1 pseudogene is annotated in these 391 nt (G+C 55.0%); it reads right to left on the reverse strand.

Going from position 1 to position 391, the window contains the following annotated elements:
* Positions 1-391: pseudogene (locus tag AB4Z23_RS28875) on the reverse strand (SDR family oxidoreductase); the annotation flags it as partial.

Raw genomic sequence — 391 nt, forward strand, 5'->3', positions numbered from 1 at the left:
CGCCAAGCCTAAGCATGGTTTTGACAAAGTTGTCGCCGTGTTCCGAATAGACCCCGCCAAGCCTAAGCATGGTTTTGACAAAGTTGTCGCCGTGTTCCGAATAGACCCATGCCGTGCGCAGGATGACGTGATTAGGGTTGGCGTCGGCAACGGCGTTTTCGCCTTCAAGCTTCGAGTGGCCGTAGACGGAAGAGGGGCTGTCGGATCACTTTCGACATAAGGTGAACCCTTGGTGCCGTCGAACACATAATCCGTGGAAAGATGAATGACAGGAATACCAAGTTCTTTTGCGGCCTTTGCGACTGCACGAGCTCCATCCCGATTGACGGCAAAGGCAACCTCCGGTTCGCTTTCCGCCCTATCAACAGCGGTGTAGGCCGCAGCCGAAACC

The organism is Agrobacterium sp. MCAB5 (assembly GCF_052114365.1).
Classification (GTDB): domain Bacteria; phylum Pseudomonadota; class Alphaproteobacteria; order Rhizobiales; family Rhizobiaceae; genus Agrobacterium; species Agrobacterium tumefaciens.